We start from the raw sequence: 24,087 nt of genomic DNA on the forward strand, positions 1-24,087 counted from the left end.
GATTACTGTTGCAAAATCACTCTCTGATAACTCTTTTTCAGCAAGGTATTTTCTAAAAAACTCAATATTCGCCTTGATAATTTAGAAAAACAGAATAATTAACAGCTAGAATTGATGGCGACTTCCCTTGCTTTTTATTAAGAAGTCGTTTTTATTTACACCTTTGGTATGGAAAAATAAAACATTTCTGGCGGGGTTTACATATGGGGATTGAACATCAGGTGAATTGGTTGTTTGGATATTAAAGAACATTCTTTGGATAGGTGGATTCGGAGCAGCTATATATGGTGCATATCTTTGGTATCGGAATAAACAAAAAGGAATCAAATCTATAATTCCGTTACATTTGATTATATGGGGCTCATTATTGGCCGCTTCCTAGCCCATATTTAAAGATTTTTGGTTAGCACTATTCTCATTTACATTATTACTATTTCTATGGTCTATTCTTATGACGTGTTTTCATATGTTCAAAAAGAATCCAGCATAGAAGTTCAAAACGGCGGATCTGTTGAAATGTTTGATAATGAAGGGGAATCAGCCGAAGTTATTGCCGGGGGATAAGCCACCCTCAGGCTCTCTTTTTCGTCATAAAATAGAACATATATTCCTGTTATTAGCAAGTTTATCCACAATATTCACAGGAGGGATAGCATTGCGTACAGCGCTATATATAAGGGTCTCGACAGATGAACAAGCCAAAGAAGGATTCTCAATACCGGCTCAGAAGGAACGGCTGACTCAATACGTTCAATCACAGAACTGGGACATATTCGACCATTACATCGAAGAAGGTGTATCAGCAAAGGACACAAACCGCCCGGAGCTGCAACGCATGATGAGGGATATCAGGAACAAGAAAGTGGATATCGTTCTTGTCTACCGACTTGATCGTCTTACCCGATCTGTACTCGATCTCTATAAGCTGCTTCAGGAATTTGAAAAATATGAGGTAAAGTTTAAGTCAGCCACCGAGGTATACGATACAACAAGTGCCATAGGACGTTTATTTTTGACTCTTGTAGCTGCGTTAGCCCAATGGGAAAGAGAGAACCTGGCCGAGAGAGTGCGCTTCGGTATGGAGCAAATGGTGCGCCAAGAACGTCGTCCTGGTGGCCCTCCCCCATTTGGATTTGAACTGGTTGACCAAAAGCTTGTTATAAACGAAAAAGAAGCTTCTGTTGTGCGCTTTATCTATGACCGTTACCTGCAAGGGGCTGGTATGGCTTCCATTGCTGTAGAATGCAATCAACTAGGCTATCGAACAAAAAAAGGAAATGAGTTCAAACGCACAGCAATTTTTGATATTTTAAACAACCCTGCCTATTACGGCGCTCTGCGGTGGAATTACAAAGAATACGGAAATGGTGCTAAACTAAATGCTCCCGAAGACTGGATTTTACTTGAAGGGGTCTATCCGGCTATCATCGAAAAAGAAACATTCGAACATGCCCAGCTCATCATGCAACGAAAACGCCCGATGCATCCCCGTCAGATTGCCTCAACGTATGTTTTCTCCGGGCTTCTCCGCTGCGCTCGATGTGGAAGCTCTATGGTAGGTCATACGATTCGTAAAAAAAGTGGATATACGATTCGGCAATATTTATGTCAGAACGTAAAGTTCAAAAAATGCGACTGTCCCGCTCTAACCGACTACCTTGTTGAAGAGGCATTTGCAGAGAAGTTAGATGAAATCACCGACTCCTATTCGACTGTTGCCAAAACAACCCGAAAATCATCACACAAAAAAGAACGCTCCGAACATGATCGGCTAGAAGCTGAATTAAAGAAAATGAATGAACGACGTAAGCGACTACAAATTGCATTCTCTGAAGGATTAATCGAAATTGAAGAATTACGTGAGAGGATCGGGGAGCTACGCGAGCAAGAATCCAACATCAAGAAGAAATTTGAATCCTACACCGTTCAAAAAAAGTCACTATCTCAGGAAGAATTGATTGAGATTATTACGAACACCAGGCGCTTATGGCCATATGCCAGTCCAGAAGAGAAAAAGCATATGGTATACTTACTTGTGAAGCGAATGGTTGTAGACTTACCCGATGAACAGCGCAAAAACCGCAAGAATAAGAAAGTACAGATTGTGCAACTGGAATTTAACTGAACAGTCAAGAAGCCCCCACTTCAAGCGATAACTAAGTGGTGGATAGTTCACCTAACACAGAGCTAGAAATGCCTATGTTATGGAGCAGAGGCCCGCCACTTCCCGTTTCACCGATTGGCGAAGTTGAAAAAGTACTCCGGTTTGCCGTATCGCAAATTCCACCGAAAAAAATTATGATGGGCGTGAATTTATATGGCTACGACTGGACGCTACCGTATATGCCAGGAGGGGGCTGGGCGCGCAGTGTTAGCCCGCAACAAGCGCTAGAAATCGCACTCGCGAACAACGCCGCCATTCAGTATGACCAAAAAGCGCAAGCTCCATTCTTCCGTTACCGTGATACCCGCGGCAGAAACCATATCGTCTGGTTCGAAGACGCGCGCAGCATACAAGCACGCTATAAACTTGTAAGCCGCTTCGGCCTGCGCGGCGTCAGCTATTGGGTGCTCGGCAACGAATTCCCGCAAAACTGGCTGGTGCTCGAAGATATGTTTGTGATTAGAAAGTTGTAAAGACCTTCATAAGAAAAACTCGCGGGCCAATCCCTCGCGAGTTTTTCAGTGCCTATATCATAATTGCTTTCCAACCTTTTATCTTACGAATACTTTTCTTTTCGCGCTTGATAAGCCACGCTTCCGCCATTCTCAAGCACGGGGTTAGATACAATAAACGCGTTCGGCATCGGCTTTTCTCCAACCATGCCGGAAGGGTTAGTAATAATTTTCCCCCGATAATACATACTGGACGAGGAACCGCCATCCAAATTCACCGCGTTAACGGCACCGCGTTTCAGGAGTTCTTCTTGCACATCCTTCAATGTTGCACCAAAGCTGTGAATCGCCCGCCCATCAATGACGAGGAACATGACAGTGCCGTCCGCTTTCTGCGCGATTGCTGTGCGGGGCGCCACTCCCCAGCCACCATCGCCTTCCGTAATCATCGGTTTTCCGTTTACAATCAGGCGCGGCAGAAAACTCACCGCTTCCTGCACGCCCAGCTTTTTCATCTCATCATACGTGTAACGACCGCTAATCAGCACGCCATCTTTTGTAAATCCAACAATGTCGTGTTTTGCTTTTTCATCACCAATCACTTTCTTACCTTTGCTCACCACGATGCCAAGCGGGTGCATAATTCTCTCTACACCTTCAAACTCCGGCCCTGTCATATCTTCCATCCGATCCGTCAAAAAGAATCCGCCGCCATTGATCGCGGCCAGCGCGTTCTCGCGCGTCGCCATGTTGCTGACTTTCTCTCCTCCCGGACTATGGCTGGCTACAACATGAATATAGCGCGGATCTTTAATATACATAATTTTTCCAACATACGTCTCCCCCCGGATATCTTCCACATGGATAAGCGAAGCAGGCGTGATCCGGTGGGAAGGATTTGGGGAAGCTACCTTTACCAAACTCATGTCCTGCTTCACAAGATGGTTCGCTGCCGCCTGCCTACGAAAATTTTCCTTAATCTTCTCCACACCGCTTGATCCTACAAGCAGCCATGTATACTTTGTCTGTTTCGATGTATATACCGCTTCTGCGACAATCTCCCGTACTTTTGTGCCTTGCGGCGTAAAGTAAAACCATCCAAGCGCGAGAGAGAGAATCGCAAAGAATATCCATAACACCCATGCCACCGCACGAAGCCAGTGCCGCGTCGGCTTCTCATTCAAAGATAGTGGTGCTACTGTGGTCGCAGACATTTCGTTCTGGTTCATTTGCTCCATCCTTTTTGGAGTAGGAAATAACACGCTTCGTCTCCCTTTCTCTCTTTATATTCTGCCATGATTATACTGTCTGCCAATCTATATCTTATCTCATTTTCACGCAAAAACAAGCGCCCTAGGCTATATAATTTTGACTGAATTCTATTTTTTAAAGCGGATACGCTCTGTTCTAGAAGCAAAAGCTTGCATCGCATTCAAGCATCATATAAAATAACTACCATTAACAACAACGTTTTAGATATGTGTTATGTTTCATAAACCTTATTACCAAAATACAGGTGGTATATATGGAATCTATTCTTTCCCTTGACCAGCAGTTGTTCTACTGGATTAATGTCCGGTTGAATATTCCTTCGCTTGACTGGTTCATGATTTTCGCCACCCGCATCAGTGACAAAGGGCTCTTCTGGTTTCTTATTGTTCTCATTCTGTTGCTCAATCGCCGCCGTGTCGGCGGAATTCGTCCGGCAGCCACACTATTTACCGGAATTGGAATTGGCGGCGTAGTGGAAAACATTATAAAATTTATAGTCGCACGGCCCAGGCCACCGATGGCAGAGGAACATATCAATCATCTCATCCATTTGCCGGTTTCGTCTTCGTTTCCGTCCGGTCACGCAGTGTCCTCTTTTGTTTCGATGTATATCCTGTACCGGTTATTTCCGAAATCCATCGTCTGGACGCTACCGTGCGCAGTCATTATGTCCTATTCGCGGATATATGTTGGAGTGCATTATCCACTCGACATTATTGTAGGTGCCATTATCGGCATCGCTGTTGGCAAGCTTACAATGAAACTGCCGATTATGGCTATCGCCCATAAGCTTTTATCCCGGATCCCTGGCGCCCGTCGATACATTTTGTCAGCTGATGAAATAATACCCAAAAATATTCCGACCGAAACACCTTCCACCCTGGAACCAAGAGAAAAACAATTATAAAAAACAAAAAAGAGTGAAACCGTCGCGTCCGCTCTTTTTTGTCTGTCTTTCTGCTTTCTATGCCTACTGGTTTGGCGTCTGGATATGCCTGCGTGCAGGGGAGGGAAAGCTAAATCCTTCTCCCTGTACTTCTTTCGCCTCAAACGCAAGGATAAACGCGCGATTGTCTATCTTTTCAATGATCTGGCGCAATTTGTCCATCTCATACAACTGCACAACCACCAGCAATACTTCTCCTTCACGGCGCGAGTATCCGCCCATGGAATGCAACATGGTCACCCCGCGCACCAACTGTTTATGAATTTCTTGCGTAATCTCTTCCGGCTTATTCGAAATAATAATGACACTGCGCTGTTTCTGAAAGCCGGACAAAAGCAGATCGACCACACGCGCGCTGACGTATACAGCCACAACGGTCAACATCGCCCGCTCAACACCAACAACGACTCCGGAAATAGCAATAATCGTAAAATCAATGCCAAACAAAAATTTCCCTAAATCAATTCGCTTGAATTTATGCTGTAGGACGCGCGCAATAATATCGCCTCCGCCGGACGTACCGCCCACGCGGAAAATCAACCCAAGCCCAGTGCCCGCAATAATTCCCCCGTACAACGGTGCCAAAATCACATTCTGTAGCGGCGGCACCTGCCACGACGATGTCACATCAATTAAAATGGAGGTCATAAGCATCCCATATGCACTCCGCAGCAAAAAACCTTTGCCAAGCACAATGTACCCAAGAATGAAGATAGGAATATTGATTAAAATGATCAACAAACCAACAGGCGTATGAACTGTGTAGTGTAATAACAGGGAAATCCCCGTTACACCGCCCTGCGCCAGCTTGTTAGTAACAAAAAACAAATTTACTGCAATGGAATATAAAAAGCTTCCTAACGCGATAAATAAAAAAGAGCGAATACGCTGCCATACCATCTATGTCCATTGCTCCTTCCACATGTGTTTTTTCTCATCTTAGAAAATTAGACAAAAAAAAGAAAGGCCCTTCTTTATCTTGAAAAAAGCCTTTCTTTTTATAATATTTTAATGATGCTTGTTGTAATACTCGATAATAGCGGCTGCCAATGCTTCCCCTACGCGCTTCTGAAACTCGGGCTCAAGCATTTTTTTGTTTTCCGCGGCATTGGTCAAAAACCCAACTTCAACGAGCGCGGACGGCATGTTTGTATTCTTGATAACATAAAAGTTCGCCGTACGCAACCCGCGATTATAAAATTCCGTTGCTTCGATCAAATGCTTGTGAACAATCGAAGCAAATTCTTTGCTCTGCGGCGTTCTGTAATACGTTTCTGTTCCATTTGCGCTCGAGGTAGCCGAATTCGCGTGGAACGATAGAAATACATCCGCTTTCAGGTTATTTGCTAGCTGAACGCGCTCCTGCAACGTTGGATACGTATCGCCAGAACGTGTCATCACAACTTTAAAATTTTTGTGCTGCTTCAAGCTCGCTTCCGTTGCCTTGGCGATTGACAGTACGAGCGACTTTTCCGGATTTCCCGCTGTTCCTATGGCACCGGAATCTTTCCCACCATGTCCCGGATCCAGCACAATGACAAACGGTTTCGCTGCGTCCGGTTTGTCCGGCTGCGGAGCAGGCGTAGGAGGCGGCGTCGGCTTGGCTTCTTTCAGCACAACTTTCGTTACGCCTTCGCTTGCGATAATCTCATAGTTATGCGGCTCGAACAACTGTACAACAACGCGCACCCTGTCCGGAGACAGGCTATACTGGCTATAGCGTACGCTTTCCACTTTCGCTGAAGTTACAAACGCATCAAACCCTTCCTTTAGCCGCGCATGATTAAAGTCGATGACAATACGGTACGGATTGGACAACGTAAAATGGCTGTACGTCATCTTCCCTTCTGATTCGATGCTGATGCCATCATCCGTCCGGGAAATACCCGTAATGTATTGTAGCTTGTCCAATGTGCATGCGGTTTTTTCTTCGTTCCAATCGGCTTTTGCTCCAATTACTTGTGAAAGAAATTCTGGAGTAACAGCAAAGGTACCGTCAATCAGGCGGTATCCGTTCGACTGTGCAGCCGAAGCCTGCCCGATCGTGTACTCCTCTGCTCCTTGCTCAAGAATCACTTTCTTTGCCTCTGTTTTTACCTCGTAACCAAGCGGCTTCGCCACATCATTTACCTTGACAAAGTGACCGTAAGGCAGTTGGTAAACAGGCGCCTGCGTCAAGGGATTGCCGTTTACGGCGATCGTTTTCTTGTTATTGATAATCACCGTATTGGACGCGGCGTCCCACCCAACGGTCGCTCCTAGCCACTCACCGATCTGGCGCAGCGGCAAAAAGGCGCGGTCTTTGACAATCATAGGCGCTACTTCAAGTGTCATTGCCTTCCCATTTACGTAGGCGGTTTTTTTGCCAGGTTGCATCCTAATTACTTTTCCAGCCCGATTATCAATCGTTACCGTACCTGTTTGTCTGTCCCACTCTACCTTGGCACCGTACGCCTCCCCCGCAAAATAAATCGGAACCATCGTACGTTTGTTGATGATTTGCGGAGGAACGTCAGGCTTGACCTCTTTTCCATTGACGACAAGCGTCATCGCCGAAGCTGCCTGCACTGCCGCGGGCACCACCCAGCCAGCCAACAATAAAAATATCCAAAGCAGCCATCTTATTTTTCTCATTCTTTCTCGCTCCCTTACCTTCTCTAAGTTGCCAGTGACACATCTCCTTTCCGATGGAACGTCCGCACTTTTCTTGGAACAAGCTCAGCCAATAGTTTAGACGCAAAAAAACATGAATGGTTTTCCTACAATAGGACCATTTTTCATAGCTAACCAATTATTACAAGGGAACGAGGCGTTATCTTGTATCCTGCGCTTTTCAAAAAAATATCCCCGCAATCTGCGGGGATGCAGGCTTACACGTATGTAGCTAATTCTTCCATCTCGTCTAGCAGGCGCGCAAATACTTTAAGCGCCTCAACAACAGGTTTCGGCGACGCCATATCGACTCCCGCCTTACGCAGCAATTCAATCGGATAATCGGAGCCGCCGCTCTTCAAGAATGTAAGATACCTTTCTACCGCCGGCGCTCCTTCATGCAAAATTTGCTGTGACAGCGCCGTGGCCGCCGAAAATCCGGTCGCGTACTGGTATACATAGAACTCGTTGTAGAAATGCGGAATACGTGCCCATTCCATATTAATGTCCTCATCTACAACCATATCCGGGCCATAGTAATCAACGTTCAAGTCGTAATAGAGGCCACACAACGTGTCCGGCGTTAGCGGCTCTCCTGCTTCCACCCTTTCGTGAATCGTTTTCTCGAATTCAGCAAACATTGTCTGGCGATACACGGTTCCACGAAACTGTTCAAGATAATAATTTACAAGATACATTTTTTGGCGTGGGTCTTCCGTAGTTTTCAACATATAATCCATAAGCAACGATTCATTAAGCGTAGATGCGACTTCCGCCACAAAAATTTTGTACTGCGCATCCAGATAGGGCTGATGTTTATCACTGTAATAACTATGAAGAGCATGACCCATTTCATGCGCCAACGTAAACAAATTGTTGACGTTGTTCTGATAATTCATAAGCACAAACGGGTGCGTGCCATACGCGCCCCACGAATATGCGCCACTCGTTTTTCCTTCGTTTTCGTATACATCAATCCACCCAGAGGAGAACGCTTCGTCCAGCACACGACGGTAATCGTCGCCGAGCGGCGCCAACCCTTCTTTGACAAGGCGAACCGCTTCTTCATACGGAATGTTCATCTTCACTTCTTTCACCATCGGCACATACAAGTCATACATATGCAGTTCGTCAACACCAAGCAATTTCTTGCGCAACGAAACGTATCGATGCATGGCCGGCAGATTGTCGCGCACCGCCTGAATCAGATTGGTATACACTTCTACCGGGATGTTATCGCTATCAAGCGCAGCCGCCAGCGCTGATGGATATTTGCGAATGCGCGCATAAAACACGTCTTTTTTGACGCTAGCATTCAATGTTGCGGCGAGCGTGTTTTTCTGCTTACGGTACGTATCGTACATCGCTTTGAAGGCATCTTGCCGCACGCGGCGATCGTAACTCTCCATAAAATGAATATAGCGCCCATGCGTAAGTTGCACCTCTTCCCCGTTCTCATTCTTAATGTTTGGAAACACCATGTCAGCATTGTTAATCATGCCGAAAATCGTTTGCGGCGCCTGCGCAAGCTCGCCAACTTGGGCGATGACTTGTTCTTCCTGCGCGCTTAAAACATGCTCCTTTTGCCGTTTGATTTCATTCAGATAAAAACGGTATTTTGAAAGCCGCTCATCTGCTATGTAGCTGTCCAATTTTTCGTCCGGCATGCTTAAAATTTCTGGCACGAGGAATGACACAGCGCTTGAAACACGAATGCTGAGTGAAGATGCGCGATCGGTCAGGGCCTGATATTTCGTGTTCGTATTGTCTTCATCACGGCGCATGCGCGCATATACATAGACCCGTTCCATGGCAAGTCCAAGCTCTTCGTACGTTTTCATGCATTCAGCGATTACACTGGGAGCTTCGGAGAGCTTTCCCTGGTACGTTTCAATTTTTTCAATCAGTTCCTGGACTTTTTTATACTCTTGTTCCCAAGCCTCATCTGTCGGAAAAATGCTTTCCAATTTCCACTTAAATTCAGGCTTTATTTCTGAACGCTTCGGGATCGTTTTTTGTGAAGTTTGTTCCATTGTCTGGTGCGGCAACAACCGCTTCCCCCTTTCGTTGGCTTATATTCCTTCTTCTTTTTATCATTTCGTATGGTGGGAAAAGAATTCCTGCTTCTTATTATACTTTACCATATTTGTATATATGTTAGTCTTCGGAGTTATTCACCGCGCCTAAACGACGAAGCGGCCGGTCTGTCGCAACCGGCCGCTCTTCCTTACGGAAAATCAGGCAGTGTAATCTTCGATGTTTCCGTCTATGCTATGATCATCGCTATATGTCTCACAAGCAATTTCCCGGCAATCCAAACATTCGACACGATTTTTCTCCCAGGAAGCCAGCTCTCTACCGCAAGAAATACATACATCCATGAAATGCATCAGACATTCCCCTTTCTTACATAGTGTTATTTGAATCATTATTTAATGAGAAAACAAGGCAGATAACAAAAAGGCCAGTCATATCGTAAGCGTAAAATCAGCTGCGATATAACTGGCCGGTCTCGCTTTGTCCTCCCTGGTTCATGCCCAGGGTTCAGTCGATCCCTCAGTTTTTAAAAAATGTGTAAGAGTATAGCATCACTGTAGGTGAAAGGGCAAACTTTCACTGAGCGACACCGGGTTAATTATATTTAAATTATATCCCACTGCCACTCAATTATCAATATTTTTTAATTAATTTCACAATTTTGTTTTCATCCTTTTCTTTCCTTCCCTGCATATATCCAGCAGCGGACAAATTTCACACTGCGGATTAACAGCCTTGCAATGATATCTTCCAAAGAAAATCATCCGGTGATGGGTGATAGACCATTCCTCGCGCGGTACTTTTTTCATTAGCGCTTCTTCCACCTGCAACGGAGTATCTTTCCAGCGCGCAATGCCAAGCCGCTTTGAAACACGCTCCACATGCGTATCGACCGCAATCGCCGGCACACCGAACGCGGTGGAAGCAACCACGTTCGCGGTTTTCCGGCCAACTCCCGGCAATTTCATCAGTTCGTCACGATCTTGCGGCACTTCACAATCATACTCTTCTATCAGCATGCGACACAGCTTTTGAATGTTTTTCGCTTTGTTGCGGTATAATCCGATGCTGCGAATGTCCTGTTCCAACTCTTCAAGCGGCACAGACAAATAGTCTTCCGGCGTTTTGTATTTCGCGAACAAGTGAGGCGTGACTTTATTAACAAGCGCATCTGTGCACTGTGCCGACAAAACGACGGCAATCGTCAATTCAAACGGATTTGTGTGGTTTAATTCGCAATGAGCGTCTGGAAACATCTCAGCAAATGTGTCAAGAATGCGACGCATTTGAGTTTTCGTAATCAACAGCATTCACCTTTTACATAAAATTTGTACGACACTAGGGTAGCAGTTGCAATTTGTCCAGTCAATGGATACACTGAAATGAGTATACGTAAAATGAAGAAAGGTATGAGACGGAAATGACAAAAAAGCACGTGGTTTATAAAGAGGACAAGTGGAATATGATTACAGCGGAAGTGGAGGGCGCACGAATTGTTGTGCGGGAAATTTCCACAGAATGGGGCGAAGATACATACGTGCTTAATGGCCGTCCTGAACTTATCGACTGGGCTGAAAAGCACTTTACACCCGATAAATACAAAAACGCCGCAGACATTATCGCCAAACTCAAAGACATATAATACAGACGACCTTGTTTGCTGGGTCTACACCAAGCTCTGTGCTTGCCAGGGAAAAAGGAGGGGAAGCATCCGCCATTTCTTCCATCGCACCTTTTTTATCTTTCTGCCCGATACTGAAACGCACAAAAGCGAAACAGCGACCTTAGACTGTCTCTACCATTGACTTTACTCAAATGCTTTGCAAATCCCGCTTTCGGTGAAAAGGTGCAGATAGAAGACCCTCTTTGGCAGAAAAATAACGTAAGCACTGGAAGAAAAGACGGATGTTTTATCCTGCATTTTGATTTATCAACACGTACGATGTGATGCATCCTGTTAAGAACATGCTTTAGTGTTGAGCTTTATTGGTTCAATACTTTGTCGCGCAATGCGCGGCGCAAAATTTTACCTGTTGTATTCTTTGGAAGTTCGTCAATGAAGATGATTTTGTCCGGTATTTTGTATTTGGCAAGGAACTTGCGACAATGTGTCTTAAGCTCTTCTTCAGTTAGCGAACCATCTCTTACCACTACATAGGCTTGTGGCGTTTCACCGAGCTTTTCGTCCGGCACGCCAATGACCGCAGCTTCCACCACTTTCGGATGTTCGTACAGCACTTCTTCCACTTCCCGTGGATATACATTGTAGCCGCCCACAATAATCATGTCTTTTTTCCGATCGACAATAAAAATGTAGCCGTCTTCATCCATATATGCTATATCTCCGGTGTACAGCCAACCGTCTCTAATGGTACGCGCTGTTTCTTCCGGCATATTCAAATACCCCTTCATTACATTCGGTCCACGAACAATCAATTCACCCACCTGGCCACGCTCCACTTCTACACCTTCCGCATCGACGATTTTGTTTTCTACGCCTGGAATATTCACGCCAATAGAACCGGGCTTACGCACGCCGTGTACCGGATTAAACGCCGTCGCTGGCGCCGCTTCCGATAACCCGTATCCTTCAGAAATTACCTTGCTGAATTTCTTCTCAAAACTGTGCAGCAACGCCACAGGCAGCGACGCGCCTCCGGAAATGCAGAAGCGGAGCGACGCTAGATCGTCTGGAACAATGGAAGGCGTCTGCATAATAAAATTATACATCGTTGGAACGCCAGCAAAAACAGTAGCCTGCTGTTCCCGGATGGTTGCGGCGACCTCTACCGGACTGAATTTCGGCAAAATTATCATTGTCGCGCCAAGCGCCACCGGCCCATTCATGCACACCGTCATGCAAAACACGTGAAACATCGGCAGCACCGTTACAAATCGGTCATTCGCCGTCACACCAAGATACTTGGCGAGCGCATCAGCATTGGATGCCATGTTGCGCTGCGTAAGCATGGCTCCCTTCGGTTGGCCGGTCGTGCCTGACGTATAAAGAATAACCGCAAGATCGTCTTCCGTAATGTCCGGCCGTCGCCATCCTTCACTTGAATGCGCTATCATTTTTTCAAATGCAGACGTCCACTCGTGCTCCGATTCGCCGCCTACTAACACAACTTCCTGCAAATTCGGTAGCGTCTGTTTCACCTTCTCAAACGTGGGCAATAAAGACGCAATCGCTATCGCTACCTTGGCCCGACTGTCATGCAAAATATACAAAATTTCTTTCCAGGTATAAATCGGATTGATCGGCACAACCGCTGCACCCGTCAGCAATATACCGTAATAAGAAATTAAAAAGTGAGGAGAATTTCCTAAAAGCAATGCCACATGATCGCCTTTCCCCACTCCTTTTTTTGAAAGATAACCTGCCACGTTCCTAGCTTGCCGATACAGTTCGTCGTAAGTTGCCTGCATTCCCTGAAACATATATGCCGTCCGGTTTGCATGTTCCCGCGCGCTGCGTTCAATATTGTCCACCAACGTCATTTCTGTACACCCCTTATCCCTTAATTTCTACCAAGAACCAACACGTCCTTCCAACCGCAAGACCAAATAGAAAAATAAGAGAGAAAAAGCAGGAGCAGGAGAAAGAAAAAGGTGTACACCTTTTTCTTTCCGTTTCCAGCCTCCAGCTTTCCCCCTACTTTTTATGGGGAATAATGGAATCTATCAACCAGCCCTGTTTCTTACTTTACACCTGTGGTATATTGACCTGCTTCCAGAATGCGTTTAGCAATGCTACGTTTTAATGCGAAGGTATTCATCGGTTGCATACGCATTAACTTTTTGACAATGGAAAGCTGCGTGCGGAGCGTATCGCCTTCGCTTATCGCCGCCAGCGCTTCTTTGGCCCATTTATCAAGATCGCCCCACACTTCCTGAAAATAGGCACGTGTCATGTCAATCTGCATTTGCGCAGCAGCTTCTCCTTTACGTGCGGCCGTCTTCTTCGCGCGCAAGAGCGCTGACTCGAGCGCATAAATCGTAATCATCATGTTGGACAAGTTTTCAAGAATTTCTTGTTCCTGTTCGATTTTTTGCATATATTTTTGCACGGCGGCGCCACCCACCATCAAAAACAGCTTTTTTACGGACTCCAGCATTTTGCTTTCTGTTTCTAAAAGTTCCGTTGACTCGGAAAGATCCATCGATGGAATGTATCCAGTCAGTTCTTTTTGCAGCGTCTGCAATTTTTCCATAAGCGGTAAACGGCCCTGCATCGCACGTTTTAAGAGAGTTCCCGGAATAAGCAGGCGATTGACTTCGTTCGTTCCTTCAAAAATGCGATTAATGCGGGAATCACGGTAAATTTGCTCAATTTTGTATTCAGAAATATAACCATATCCGCCGTGAATTTGCACACCTTCGTCCGCCACGAAATCGAGCGCTTCAGAACCGAATACTTTAACGATAGAGTATTCGATGGCGTGTTCCTCAATCGCTTTGGCCGCTTCGTCAAAAATATAGTTTTCAAGATTCAAATACTGAGTGGCTGCCTCCAGATAGCCGCCGGTTCGGTACGTGATGCTTTCATTTACATATGTGCGAATGGCCATATCGGCCAGCTTGTTTTGAATAAGCGGGAAGTTCGCAAGCTCCGTTTTAAACTGCTTGCGTTCCTTCGCATACTGAGCCGCAAGCTCAATCGCCCATTTGGATGCGCCAACCGCACCAATGCCGAGCTTATAGCGGCCAATATTGAGAATATTAAACGCAATTTTGTGTCCCTTACCGATTTCGCCAAGCACGTTCTCTATCGGCACTTCTACATTATCAAGAATAAGGGGACGAGTAGATGAGCCTTTGATGCCCATTTTTTTCTCTTCCGGACCGGTGCTGACGCCGAGAAAATCTTTTTCCACAATAAATGCGGTAAATTTCTCGCCGTCCACTTTCGCATAAACGATAAAAATATCCGCAAAACCAGCATTCGTAATAAACTGCTTCGTTCCGTTCAAAATGTAATGAGTGCCCGCTTGATTAAGCACCGCCGTTGTCTTGGCGGAAAGCGCATCGGAACCAGAGGACGGCTCAGTCAAGCAATAGGCCGCGATTTTTTCTCCTGTCGCGAGCGATGGCAAATATTTCGCTTTTTGCTCGGGCGTACCGAAGAATACGATCGGCAACGTACCGATGCCGACATGAGCGCCGTGACTCAGCGAGAACGAGCCGCCGCGCACCATGTTTTCGCCAATCAGGCTAGAGCTGATTTTATCAAGCGCGGCCCCGCCATACACTTCCGGAATGTCCGCGCCGAGCAAGCCAAGCTCTCCAGCCTGACGCAGCAACTTTACCGTTAGCTCATAATTCAACTTTTCGATTTCTTCCGCTTTTGGCACCACTTCACCCTCGATAAAATCGCGCGTCATGCGCGCAATCATTCGCTGTTCTTCATTGAAATCCTCCGGCGTAAATATCGTTTGAAAATCTGCTTCTTCCAGAATAAACTGCCCGCCTTTCGGCATCGTTTCCTGTATGCTCATATCTAAAACCTCCCAATATAAATCTATATAAATCTGATTTGATCTATTCAACTTCTATTGCTTCACAAATTCAAAAACGCCAGCCGCACCCATACCTCCGCCGATGCACATCGAAACAACGCCATACTTCGCATTTCTACGCGCAGCTTCATAAAGCATAGTCACAGTTAATTTCGTGCCCGAGCATCCCAGCGGATGACCGAGCGCGATAGCGCCACCGTTCACATTCACTTTGCTCTCATCAATGTTTAAATGGCGGATGACCTGGATTGCTTGGGACGCAAACGCTTCGTTGATTTCAAACAAATCAACCTGATCCTGCGTAATACCAGCCAGCTTCAATGCTTTCGGAATCGCGGTGATCGGACCGACGCCCATAATTTCCGGATCTACACCACCAACAGCAAAAGAACGGAAAACCGCCATCGGCTTAAGCTCAAGTTCTTCCGCTTTCTCCCTCGACATGACGATCACCGCCGCCGCACCGTCGCTCGTCTGAGATGCGTTCCCTGCCGTGACGCTGCCACCGATGCGGAACGGGGAGCGCAAGCGGGCTAGCGCTTCCATATTCGTATCCGGCCGCACGCCCTCGTCCGTGTCAAAAATGAACTCGCGCAATTGAAGTTTACCTTTGGCATCCAATTGCTTTTCCCTTACCGTTAAAGGAATGATTTCATCTTTAAACTTACCTTCTCTAATCGCAGCTGCGGCCTTGGCGTGGCTTGCTACTGCGAACCGATCCTGCTCTTCACGGCTAATGCCGAACCGCTCGGCCACATTTTCCGCCGTATGGCCCATGCTGATGTAAATCTCCGGATATTTCTCCACGATTTCCGGGTGCGGCGCCAACTTGTAGCCTGTCATCGGAACGTGACTCATGCTTTCCACCCCGCCTGCAATCACCACATCGGCAAAGCCACACATAATTTTCTCTGCCGCGATAGCAATCGATTGCAGACCGGAAGAGCAAAAACGATTAATCGTGAACGCCGGAACCGTGGTCGGCAAACCAGCATACACGGAAATAATGCGAGCGATATTTAAGCCCTGCTCCCCTTCCGGCATCGCGCAACCAATAACTACGTCGTCAATCATCCCCGGTTCGAGACCGGGGGCGCGACGTACCGCCTCTTTTATCACCGCCGCACCTAAGTCTTCCGGACGCGTGTTTTTAAGCGTTCCCTTCGGCGCTTTGCCGACGGCCGTCCGCACAGCTGATACAATGACCGCTTCTCTCATTTTTTCTTTCCCCCTCCCTAATTGCGCAGTGGTTTTCCCTTTACAAGCATATGGTGCATTCTTTCCTGGCTTTTCGGCTCACCGCACAGGCTTAAAAATGCTTCGCGCTCAAGATCGAGCAAATATTGCTCCGTCACGTACGTATTCCGATTCACGTCGCCACCCGCTAGCACATGCGCCAGTTTACTCGCAATTTTCATATCGTGGTCGCTGATATAGCCACCCTGGCGCATCGTGTAAGCGGCAAGCTCAAGCACCGCCTTTCCATCGGCACCGACGACGCGAATCTTTTCCTGGCGCGGTGGCGTGTATCCTGCCATATCAAGCGCCAGCACGGCTTGTTTGGCATCATACAACAGATGATCGCGATTCATGGAAACGGCATCGCCACGGCGCAGGAAACCGAGCTCACGCGCTTCTTCCGCGCTGGTAGACACCTTCGCCAGCGCGATCGTTTCAAACGCTTTGTTGACAAACGGCTGCAAATCGGCTTTCGGATCAACCTCCTCCGCCGCTTTCGTAGCACGTATCAGCGTTTCCTTTGTGCCTCCGCCGCCCGGAATAAGGCCAACTCCGACTTCGACGAGCCCCATATAAACTTCCGCTGCTGCCTGAATTTTGTCAGCCGGCAAGCACACTTCGACACCACCGCCCAGCGTCATGCCGAACGGAGCCGCCACGATCGGCTTCCTGGAATACTTGATCGCCAGCGATGCCTGCTGAAAGCGGTGAATAAGATAATTAATGTCATCCCAGTTATCATCCTGCGCTTCCATCAACACCATCATCAGGTTCGCGCCGACGCAAAAATTTTTCGCTTCATTACCGATGACCATCCCGCGGTAATTTTTTTCAACCTCAGCCAACGATTTATACAACATCTCGATGATGTCAAAACCGATGGCGTTGTTCGGCGAATGAAATTCGAGGCAGGCTACTTCATCTCCAATATCGATGAGACTCGCTCCCGGATTCGACAGAATCGGTTTCGCTTTTTTCTTGTATTCAACAAGCCTCAGCCATTCGCGCGCCCGTTCTTCTTCTTTCAACTCACCAGTCAGCGTATGGTAATACGCCACACCATTTTCTTTCTCATAGAACGAAGTCTTTCCTTTGGCGAGCATCTCTTCTACCCAGTGCGGGATGATTTCACCTTCTTGCTTCATCCGCGCCACCGATTCTTGAACTCCGATGGCGTCCCATGTCTCAAACGGGCCAAGTTCCCAGTTAAATCCCCACCTCATCGCGCGATCCACGCTGACGATATCGTCCGCGATTTCCGGAAGTTTCGCTGCGGAATAAAGCAGCACTTTTTTCAGCACGTTCCAGACAAACCGACCTTCTTTGGAAGGGCTATATACAAGCGTTTTCAAACGCTTCTCCAGCCCGCCCGCCGCTTTCGCCTGCTCAATGGCGGCAAGCTTGACCTTCTTCATCGGCGTATAAGTAAACTCACGGTAATTAAGAGACAATATTTCACGACCAGACTCCGTTTTTTTCTTCTGGTAGAAGCCCTGACCTGTCTTGTCGCCCAGCCAGCGTTTTTCCACCATTTTGCTCATGGTCTCCGGCACGACAAATGCCGCTTTTTCCTGTTCATCCGCTACATTCTTATGCACGTTGGCCGCTACATGAACAAATGTGTCAATCCCGACCATATCAAGCGTGCGAAAGGTAGCGCTCTTCGGACGTCCAATTACCGTACCGGTCATCGCGTCCACCTCTTCCACACTAAAACCTTCCTTTTTCATCTCTTCAAACGTGATCAAAAGGCCATACGTACCGATGCGATTGGCAATAAAGTTCGGCGTGTCTTTCGCCACCACAACGCCCTTGCCGAGCACACGCTCCCCGAAACGTTTCATGAAAGAGAGCACATTCTCATCCGTATCGTTGCCCGGAATGATTTCCAAGAGCTTCATATAGCGCGGCGGGTTAAAGAAATGCGTACCTAGAAAATGACGGCGGAACGCTTCGCTCCGTCCTTCGATCATCTTATTAATGGATACGCCTGATGTATTCGAACTGACAATTGTCCCCTCTGTCCAGTTTTGCTCGACCTTTTCCCACAGCTTTTGCTTAATATCAAGATTCTCTACAACCGCTTCGACAATCCAATCCATCTCTTTTAGGCGGAACAGGTCATCTTCCAAATTGCCTGGAATTATCCATTCGCCATTCCGCTTAACAAACAACGGAGCAGGCTTCGCTTTCAGCAATCGTTCTTTGGCTTCAATCGCAATCCGATTACGCACCGCAGGATGTTCCAGCGTAAGCCCTTTCTTCTCTTCCTGATCTGTAAGCTTGGTTGGCACAATATCCAACAGATAGGTTTGAATACCTGCATTCGCCAAGTGTGCGGCGATCGCAGCACCCATGACACCTGCTCCAAGCACTGCGGCTTTTTGAATGCTCCTTTCCATCGTATAGCCTCCCTTTTCGTTATGTATTGAATGAATATTCATTCATATATCCAGAAATAAAAAGATTATATTAATAATAAATCTTCTGATTATTATTGTAGTATACGATTCAAAAAAATTCCACCCTATTTTTTTCAAAAAATACATTCTTTTTCGATAGTATATTTTTGACAGATAAGCCGCGCTCCCGGTATAGTTAATATAGTAGCTACTATAAAAAGCGTGAAAGGAGTTCAAGCATGACCGGACATGTTCTTATCCTATTTTTGTCGATCGCGGCTCTTATGTCCTTTATTCTTATTATTCTCGGCCTTCTGCCTCAACCGGAAAAAGGCAACCAGCGCCAATTCAGCCTGACCGTGTGGGGACTTGTGCTCGCCGTTGTTACCGTTGTGCTCTATTATCTTGAACCGACCCTGTTGCCGGCATAAACAAAGCAAGAAATAATAAAAAAAGGGCTGTCTCCATAGCCATTATGTTCTTACCTTGATGGCTATGGAGACTCTTTTGTGTATTCATGCAAACCCACAGACAGGACGCAAACGGCACAAAACATGGCGAAATACTTTCGGCTCATATGCTCGTTCCAAATTTGTATATGTGCGAACGGAAAAGAGTTTTTTTTTGTACCCTTCTGGAAACAATAGGACTGAAACTTTGGAAAGAGAGGTGCGGCCTGTGAATCTGTTTGTTTGGATCGTCGTAATTTTTGCAGCTCATCTGGCAATGTATTATGCGCTCGGTACGCCAAGCTGGATCGCTACTTCCTTACTTGCCACGTTCGTCTGGACGATTGTGTTGCTTATAGGAAACGCCTTTTTGAAACAAAGACAAAAAGAGCGTACCTAATTCACAAAATCTAAGACAATAACAAGAAATTCAGCCTATTGTTCTAGAAATAAGAAAAACTCGCCCTGCGCGTTTGGGCGAGTTTTTCTATTTTACGCTCCGTAGCCTTACGAAACTGTAACGAATTTTCCTTTGATATACGTATATTCAATTCCTTTTTCAAGACAGCATTTCTTGTATTTCTTGCCGCTACCGCATGGACACAAATCATTGCGCCCTAACTTCGTCGTTTTTTTGCGCTTGCTTTTGCGCGGTGCCGCTTTTTGCTCTGTGGCAAACTCCGCCTTTCCCCTCTGCGCTTGTGCTGTGGCTGGCGGTTCCGGCTTCATCTTCACTGCCTGCAAGTTTTTATCCATGTTTGCTACATCGACTTTTTCCGCCAGAATGTCGCGAATTTTCGCTTTCGCTTCATCAGCAAATCCTTCTTGTTCATGATATCCTTTTGATGTATACCCAGCGGCGTTCTCGTTCTTTTCCGAGCACCACGCATAGTGCGATTCCAATGAATCTTTCAGCCATTCACTATAAAATGTATCAATCACGTCTGCTTCGCTCGTAAAGCCAGAAAAATCACCTTTATGTTTATCAAGGAAAACGTCGGCGTACTTTTTCATCGAGAGCGTGAGGCTGCGCTTTTCTCCGCTGGTCATCTCTTTGTATGTACGAATAAGAATCACCCCTACTCTACTTCAAATACTGACCATATCTTATTATTTTACTAACTCTTATCCTAAAGGAAAAGAAAATAAAACAAAGAAAAACAATTATAAATTATCTAAATTATTTATTTTTAACCACAAAAATAAAAACCCCCGCCTGCGTGGTGGGGATTTTTCGCCCATTTTTTTCTCTGCCTTATCCCGACTCTTGCAATTAACAGCAAACAACAACATGCTTTATTCTGCTTACGAAGATCTGAGCGAGATCGTTTCGCCCGTTTCGCCCGGCACACAAGTCCGCTAGTTTGCCCACTTTTCCTCTGTATTCATTTCTTGCGCAATGCGCACTCCCGGAGAGCCTTTTTGGGCGATTTCTTTTGCAAATATACGCGCTTCTTCTAGCGTTTTAAATGCTTCCGCATGCTTGACATTCGCGGAACCAAACAAAGAAATCGTCTCATATACCACGTAGTACATAAACCCACTCTCCTTTATGTTTTACATTTACAAATAAATAGTAATAATTTATATATTATACCCTGAACACCCAATTTTAAAACCAATTTTGTAAAAATGTGCGTAAAAATAAGAAAAAATACACCGGACCCTTTTCGCGTCCGGTGCTATCTCTTACTTTTGCTCCGTTAAAATTGTCCACCCGTCCTCCTGGTACGCACGCCTTTCCTTCATGAGCTTACCAAGCGCACGTTTAAAAGCGGCTTTGCTAATGCCGAATTTCATCTTAATAACATCCGGGGCGGTTTTATCCGTATACGGCATCCGTCCTCCTCGTTCTTTTAAATAGCCGTAAATCATCTCCGCATCTTGGCTATAGCTTACTTCCTTGCGTCGCCTCGTCGTTATGTTCAGGCGGCCATCATCCCGCACTTTTGCAACGCGTCCGCTCACCCGCTGGCCAAGGCGCAGCGGTTCATCTGCTTCATCCTTATGGATAAATGCTAGATGCTGACCTTCCGTCAACAAAAATGCGCCAATCGCAATCGTTTTATATATGTAACCGGTAATATCTTTATTTGCTAAGTCTCTGGTCGCCGGTTCGGCAACTTGCGCTAGGTCTTCTTCCCGGCCCAGTACGGCCAACATCCTCCCCTGTCTGTCATGTTCTAATTGAACATACACCCGGTCGCCAGGGCGAGGCCATCTGCTTTTTGCCACCGGAAGTTGATCCGCCGGCAAAAGCAATTCTTTCTGTATCCCGTTATCCAAAAATACGCCGATCCGGGAAGCATCTTTTACTTCCAGCCAACCAAATTCGCCAAGCACTATATACGGTTTGCACCGGGTTGCCGCTAACCGATCTTGATGGTCATGGTACAAGAACACCTCCACCTCGGCTCCAACTTCCCATTCCTTCTCCGCTTCCCTCTCGTGAAGCAGCACATCTTGTCCATCCACTGATAAAAAATAGCCGAACGATGCCCGTCGTTCCACTCTTGCTGTAACAATCGTTCCCGCTTCCACTTTCACTGTTTGTTTCCTCCTTCATCTGTTACGTATGTGACCACAGCCTTTGACGCCGCTCGAAACGCCTCCAGCAGAAAAGGCGAAAGCGTGGCAGGTTTGCCGCGAAAATACCGTGGTGAACTAATATACAGTTCTCGCTTTGCTCGCGTCACAGCCACATACATCAGCCGCCTTTCTTCTTCCATCGCTTCTTCTGTTCTTTCCCCGTTTTTCTTATGCAGCCAAAAATCCGGCTTCTCATCCGGATCGACCGCAATGCTGTGTGGAAGCACTCCGTCGATGGCTCCAAGCAAAATCACAACCGGATATTCCAGCCCCTTGGCGGCATGAATCGTTTGCAGCGTAAGCCCCAACCCGGATTCACTTTGTTGGCGCCGCGTTTCCTTACGCGCGATCACCGTATCCACATAGGCGAGAAAATCTGCTACCGTCGCAAACGGTTTAACTGCTTCCTCCAATTCATACAGATCGTCGCGCAACAGTTCTTTATGATATGTAATCGCGCCGTTCTGCTCACTCCCAAGAAATTTGTCGTATCCTCCTCCGGCTTCGCTGCGAACTTCCCGCACTGCTTGCAATGGATTCAACTTGGCGATACTTTTCAACCAGTCCACCTGTTCATTTAACCGCCTGCGCTGGAACAAAGGAAGCGCTTCAAGGTACCGCAACGCTTCAAGATAAGACACGCCGCGCTGGATTGCAATGACCTGAATCTCTTTCATATAACGTGCCTTGCTAATATAAAGACAAGGCAAAATGCCCTCAAGTGCTGTCTCATTGTACGGATCAAGCGAAAGGCGCATAAAATCAAGCACAGGCCGAATGGTAGACAACTCATAAAACGTTGGATCGTCCCGATACGTCGTAAATGGAATGTTGCTTAAAAGCAACTTTTCATACAGTGTACGCGCTGTGCTATGCGTACGATATAGCACGGCAATATCACTGTATTCATACTCCCCAGACGAAACAAGCTTTTCAATCAGCATAAGCACCTGCTCCGCTTCCTTTTCCACCGAACGCGCGGCAAAATAAATCGGCAGGCCTGTCCCGGTAGGCAACACTTTCAATTGTTTCTCAAAGCGGCGCCTGTTGTGACGAATAATTTCATTGCCAAGGCCAACCACGCCTGCGGGAGAACGATAATTAATATCAAGCGTGATACGCGTACAATCCGGATATTCGTCCGGGAAACGCAAAATAATGGATGGCTCAGCGCCGCGAAAACCATAAATGGCCTGATCCGGGTCGCCGACAACGCACAAATTGGACTGCTTCGCCAACATGCGAATCATTTCATATTGTGCAATATTCGTATCCTGATATTCATCTACCATGATATACGCCATGCGGCGGCGCAATGCGATTAAATAATTCGGATGGGCACGCAACGTTTCAATGCAGCCAGTGATTAAATCTTCATAATCAATCAGATGGTTATCACGCTTGTATGCTTCATAACGCTCAAGCACGCGACGTGCGTCATCCTTAAGTCCTTCCACTTCTTCCACCGCCCATGTACCGCCTACCAACAACAAATTGTTTTTTAAATACGCCAATAAAGCAAGCAACGTCTCCGGTTCATACTGCTCGCCCGTAGCCAACTCTTTCGTAATCTGTTCGATGAGAAATTCTTTCTGTTTCTCACTCATGATGCGGGGTGAAACATCCAGTTTATGGAAGTAAATTGTTCGTGCCAGCGAGTGGAAAGTGCCGGTAATCATCTGCTTCACCATTGCCAGGGTTACGCCCGGAATCGTCGCAAGCCGTTCCTTCATCTGCCGGGCAGCATGGCGGGTAAACGTGACAAGCACAATGTTTTGCGGTGGAACTCGCTTGACAAGCAACAAATAGGCGGTACGACATGTCAGCACGGTCGTTTTTCCGCTTCCGGCACCCGCATTAATCAGCACTGGCCCATCTACGGCGCGAACTGCCTGAATCTGTGGTTCATTGAGCCGGATGCCGATTCTTTCAAGCGCACGAAAAAAAAACGCATCTGGCTCCCCGTCCGCAACCACTTGTTCAGAGGTCAGTCCATCTGTCGTCTCTGCCTGCGGGATGGTGCAGGCCGCACTTATCCCACGGGGCAGGTTCCCCATCTCACACATCTCATCTTGTTGATTCATAATATAAATCAAACTCCCATTATGCGTAACTCCTTTTCCACTATACAGGAAATCAAAGCAAAAAGAAAAGAAAAAACCCAAAAATAATGAAACTGTAAAAAGGCGATAAATACCAAGTAGCTTCTATATCTTTATAAAATAATAAAGAAAGCGCTTCCTTCATGTGACATACTTACCGCATAAGGGAATGGAATAGGAGGAAATGTCAAAGAAACAAGCAATAAAGATTTCGCAAATTTTAGATAAAGGAGAGATGGACATCGAGAAAAAAGAAAAACCTCA

The 24,087-nt window shown here is 46.5% G+C and carries 20 protein-coding genes and 1 pseudogene; 7 read left to right on the forward strand and 14 right to left on the reverse strand.

What is annotated here, in order from left to right:
• Positions 1-655 precede the first annotated feature (655 nt).
• Both BLR88_RS03025 and BLR88_RS03030 read left to right on the forward strand, forming a co-directional pair.
• Positions 656-2,125, forward strand: a complete 1,470-nt coding sequence (locus BLR88_RS03025) for a recombinase family protein (protein WP_057899032.1) — start codon at positions 656-658, stop codon at positions 2,123-2,125.
• 80 nt (positions 2,126-2,205) lie between these two features.
• A pseudogene (locus tag BLR88_RS03030) lies at positions 2,206-2,637 on the forward strand (glycosyl hydrolase family 18 protein); the annotation flags it as partial.
• Between the two features lie 83 nt (positions 2,638-2,720).
• Here BLR88_RS03030 and BLR88_RS03035 read toward each other — a convergent pair.
• Complete coding sequence (locus BLR88_RS03035) at positions 2,721-3,854, reverse strand: phosphodiester glycosidase family protein (RefSeq protein WP_091259902.1); 1,134 nt, start codon at positions 3,852-3,854, stop codon at positions 2,721-2,723.
• Positions 3,855-4,141: 287 nt separating this feature from the next.
• On the opposite strand from BLR88_RS03035, the gene BLR88_RS03040 reads away from it, so the two are divergent.
• The gene (locus tag BLR88_RS03040) at positions 4,142-4,795 is read left to right on the forward strand and encodes a phosphatase PAP2 family protein (protein ID WP_057899035.1); all 654 of its coding nucleotides are present in this window, start codon (positions 4,142-4,144) and stop codon (positions 4,793-4,795) included.
• Between the two features lie 63 nt (positions 4,796-4,858).
• On the opposite strand, the gene BLR88_RS03045 is transcribed toward BLR88_RS03040, so the two are convergent.
• From BLR88_RS03045 to nth, 5 genes are all read right to left on the reverse strand, one after another.
• Positions 4,859-5,734: a YitT family protein gene (locus BLR88_RS03045; RefSeq protein WP_057899036.1), complete on the reverse strand. Its 876-nt coding sequence runs from the start codon at positions 5,732-5,734 to the stop codon at positions 4,859-4,861.
• 108 nt (positions 5,735-5,842) lie between these two features.
• Positions 5,843-7,468: an N-acetylmuramoyl-L-alanine amidase gene (locus tag BLR88_RS03050; RefSeq protein ID WP_091259904.1), complete on the reverse strand. Its 1,626-nt coding sequence runs from the start codon at positions 7,466-7,468 to the stop codon at positions 5,843-5,845.
• A 236-nt stretch (positions 7,469-7,704) separates the two neighbouring features.
• Positions 7,705-9,519: an oligoendopeptidase F gene (gene pepF, locus BLR88_RS03055; protein WP_057900346.1), complete on the reverse strand. Its 1,815-nt coding sequence runs from the start codon at positions 9,517-9,519 to the stop codon at positions 7,705-7,707.
• A gap of 204 nt (positions 9,520-9,723) precedes the next feature.
• Positions 9,724-9,876, reverse strand: a complete 153-nt coding sequence (locus BLR88_RS19345; protein WP_156424056.1) for a hypothetical protein — start codon at positions 9,874-9,876, stop codon at positions 9,724-9,726.
• Positions 9,877-10,176: 300 nt separating this feature from the next.
• Positions 10,177-10,827, reverse strand: coding sequence for an endonuclease III (nth, locus tag BLR88_RS03060; RefSeq protein ID WP_057899038.1), 651 nt, complete (start codon positions 10,825-10,827; stop codon positions 10,177-10,179).
• A gap of 116 nt (positions 10,828-10,943) precedes the next feature.
• Between nth and BLR88_RS03065 the strand changes: the two genes are divergently transcribed.
• Positions 10,944-11,165: a hypothetical protein gene (locus BLR88_RS03065; RefSeq protein ID WP_057899039.1), complete on the forward strand. Its 222-nt coding sequence runs from the start codon at positions 10,944-10,946 to the stop codon at positions 11,163-11,165.
• Positions 11,166-11,506: 341 nt separating this feature from the next.
• Here BLR88_RS03065 and BLR88_RS03070 read toward each other — a convergent pair whose 3' ends face one another.
• The 4 genes from BLR88_RS03070 to BLR88_RS03085 all read right to left on the reverse strand — a co-directional run bounded on the left by BLR88_RS03070 (position 11,507) and on the right by BLR88_RS03085 (position 18,683).
• Positions 11,507-13,024 (reverse strand): long-chain-fatty-acid--CoA ligase, encoded by a 1,518-nt coding sequence (locus BLR88_RS03070; protein WP_057899040.1) that lies wholly within the window; start codon positions 13,022-13,024, stop codon positions 11,507-11,509.
• A 200-nt stretch (positions 13,025-13,224) separates the two neighbouring features.
• Positions 13,225-15,021 (reverse strand): acyl-CoA dehydrogenase family protein, encoded by a 1,797-nt coding sequence (locus tag BLR88_RS03075; RefSeq protein WP_091259906.1) that lies wholly within the window; start codon positions 15,019-15,021, stop codon positions 13,225-13,227.
• Positions 15,022-15,075: 54 nt separating this feature from the next.
• The gene (locus tag BLR88_RS03080; RefSeq protein ID WP_057899042.1) at positions 15,076-16,260 is read right to left on the reverse strand and encodes an acetyl-CoA C-acetyltransferase; all 1,185 of its coding nucleotides are present in this window, start codon (positions 16,258-16,260) and stop codon (positions 15,076-15,078) included.
• A gap of 17 nt (positions 16,261-16,277) precedes the next feature.
• Positions 16,278-18,683, reverse strand: a complete 2,406-nt coding sequence (locus BLR88_RS03085; RefSeq protein WP_057899043.1) for a 3-hydroxyacyl-CoA dehydrogenase/enoyl-CoA hydratase family protein — start codon at positions 18,681-18,683, stop codon at positions 16,278-16,280.
• 239 nt (positions 18,684-18,922) lie between these two features.
• On the opposite strand from BLR88_RS03085, the gene BLR88_RS03090 reads away from it, so the two are divergent.
• Both BLR88_RS03090 and BLR88_RS03095 read left to right on the forward strand, forming a co-directional pair.
• A complete protein-coding gene (locus BLR88_RS03090; protein WP_057899044.1) occupies positions 18,923-19,114 on the forward strand; it encodes a hypothetical protein in 192 nt (63 codons plus the stop codon).
• A 247-nt stretch (positions 19,115-19,361) separates the two neighbouring features.
• Positions 19,362-19,532, forward strand: coding sequence for a hypothetical protein (locus BLR88_RS03095; RefSeq protein WP_236781863.1), 171 nt, complete (start codon positions 19,362-19,364; stop codon positions 19,530-19,532).
• 107 nt (positions 19,533-19,639) lie between these two features.
• On the opposite strand, the gene BLR88_RS20020 is transcribed toward BLR88_RS03095, so the two are convergent.
• A complete protein-coding gene (locus BLR88_RS20020; protein ID WP_236781864.1) occupies positions 19,640-20,146 on the reverse strand; it encodes an SEC-C metal-binding domain-containing protein in 507 nt (168 codons plus the stop codon).
• Positions 20,147-20,153: 7 nt separating this feature from the next.
• Between BLR88_RS20020 and BLR88_RS18920 the strand changes: the two genes are divergently transcribed.
• Positions 20,154-20,495 carry a hypothetical protein gene (locus BLR88_RS18920; RefSeq protein WP_139184896.1) on the forward strand — a complete coding sequence of 114 codons (342 nt, stop codon included), beginning with the start codon at positions 20,154-20,156 and terminating at the stop codon, positions 20,493-20,495.
• Here BLR88_RS18920 and BLR88_RS19350 read toward each other — a convergent pair.
• The 3 genes from BLR88_RS19350 to BLR88_RS03110 all read right to left on the reverse strand — a co-directional run bounded on the left by BLR88_RS19350 (position 20,492) and on the right by BLR88_RS03110 (position 23,805).
• On the reverse strand, positions 20,492-20,668 hold the full coding sequence (locus BLR88_RS19350; protein WP_156424058.1) for a hypothetical protein: 177 nt from the start codon (positions 20,666-20,668) through the stop codon (positions 20,492-20,494). The genes BLR88_RS18920 and BLR88_RS19350 overlap by 4 nt on opposite strands.
• Before the next feature lie 153 nt (positions 20,669-20,821).
• On the reverse strand, positions 20,822-21,679 hold the full coding sequence (locus BLR88_RS03105) for a CvfB family protein (RefSeq protein WP_057899046.1): 858 nt from the start codon (positions 21,677-21,679) through the stop codon (positions 20,822-20,824).
• Positions 21,676-23,805 (reverse strand): ATP-dependent helicase, encoded by a 2,130-nt coding sequence (locus tag BLR88_RS03110; protein WP_139184897.1) that lies wholly within the window; start codon positions 23,803-23,805, stop codon positions 21,676-21,678. The genes BLR88_RS03105 and BLR88_RS03110 overlap by 4 nt, the downstream gene beginning before the upstream one ends.
• Positions 23,806-24,087 lie beyond the last annotated feature (282 nt).

It is taken from the genome of Aneurinibacillus thermoaerophilus, assembly GCF_900099925.1.
Classification (GTDB): domain Bacteria; phylum Bacillota; class Bacilli; order Aneurinibacillales; family Aneurinibacillaceae; genus Aneurinibacillus; species Aneurinibacillus thermoaerophilus.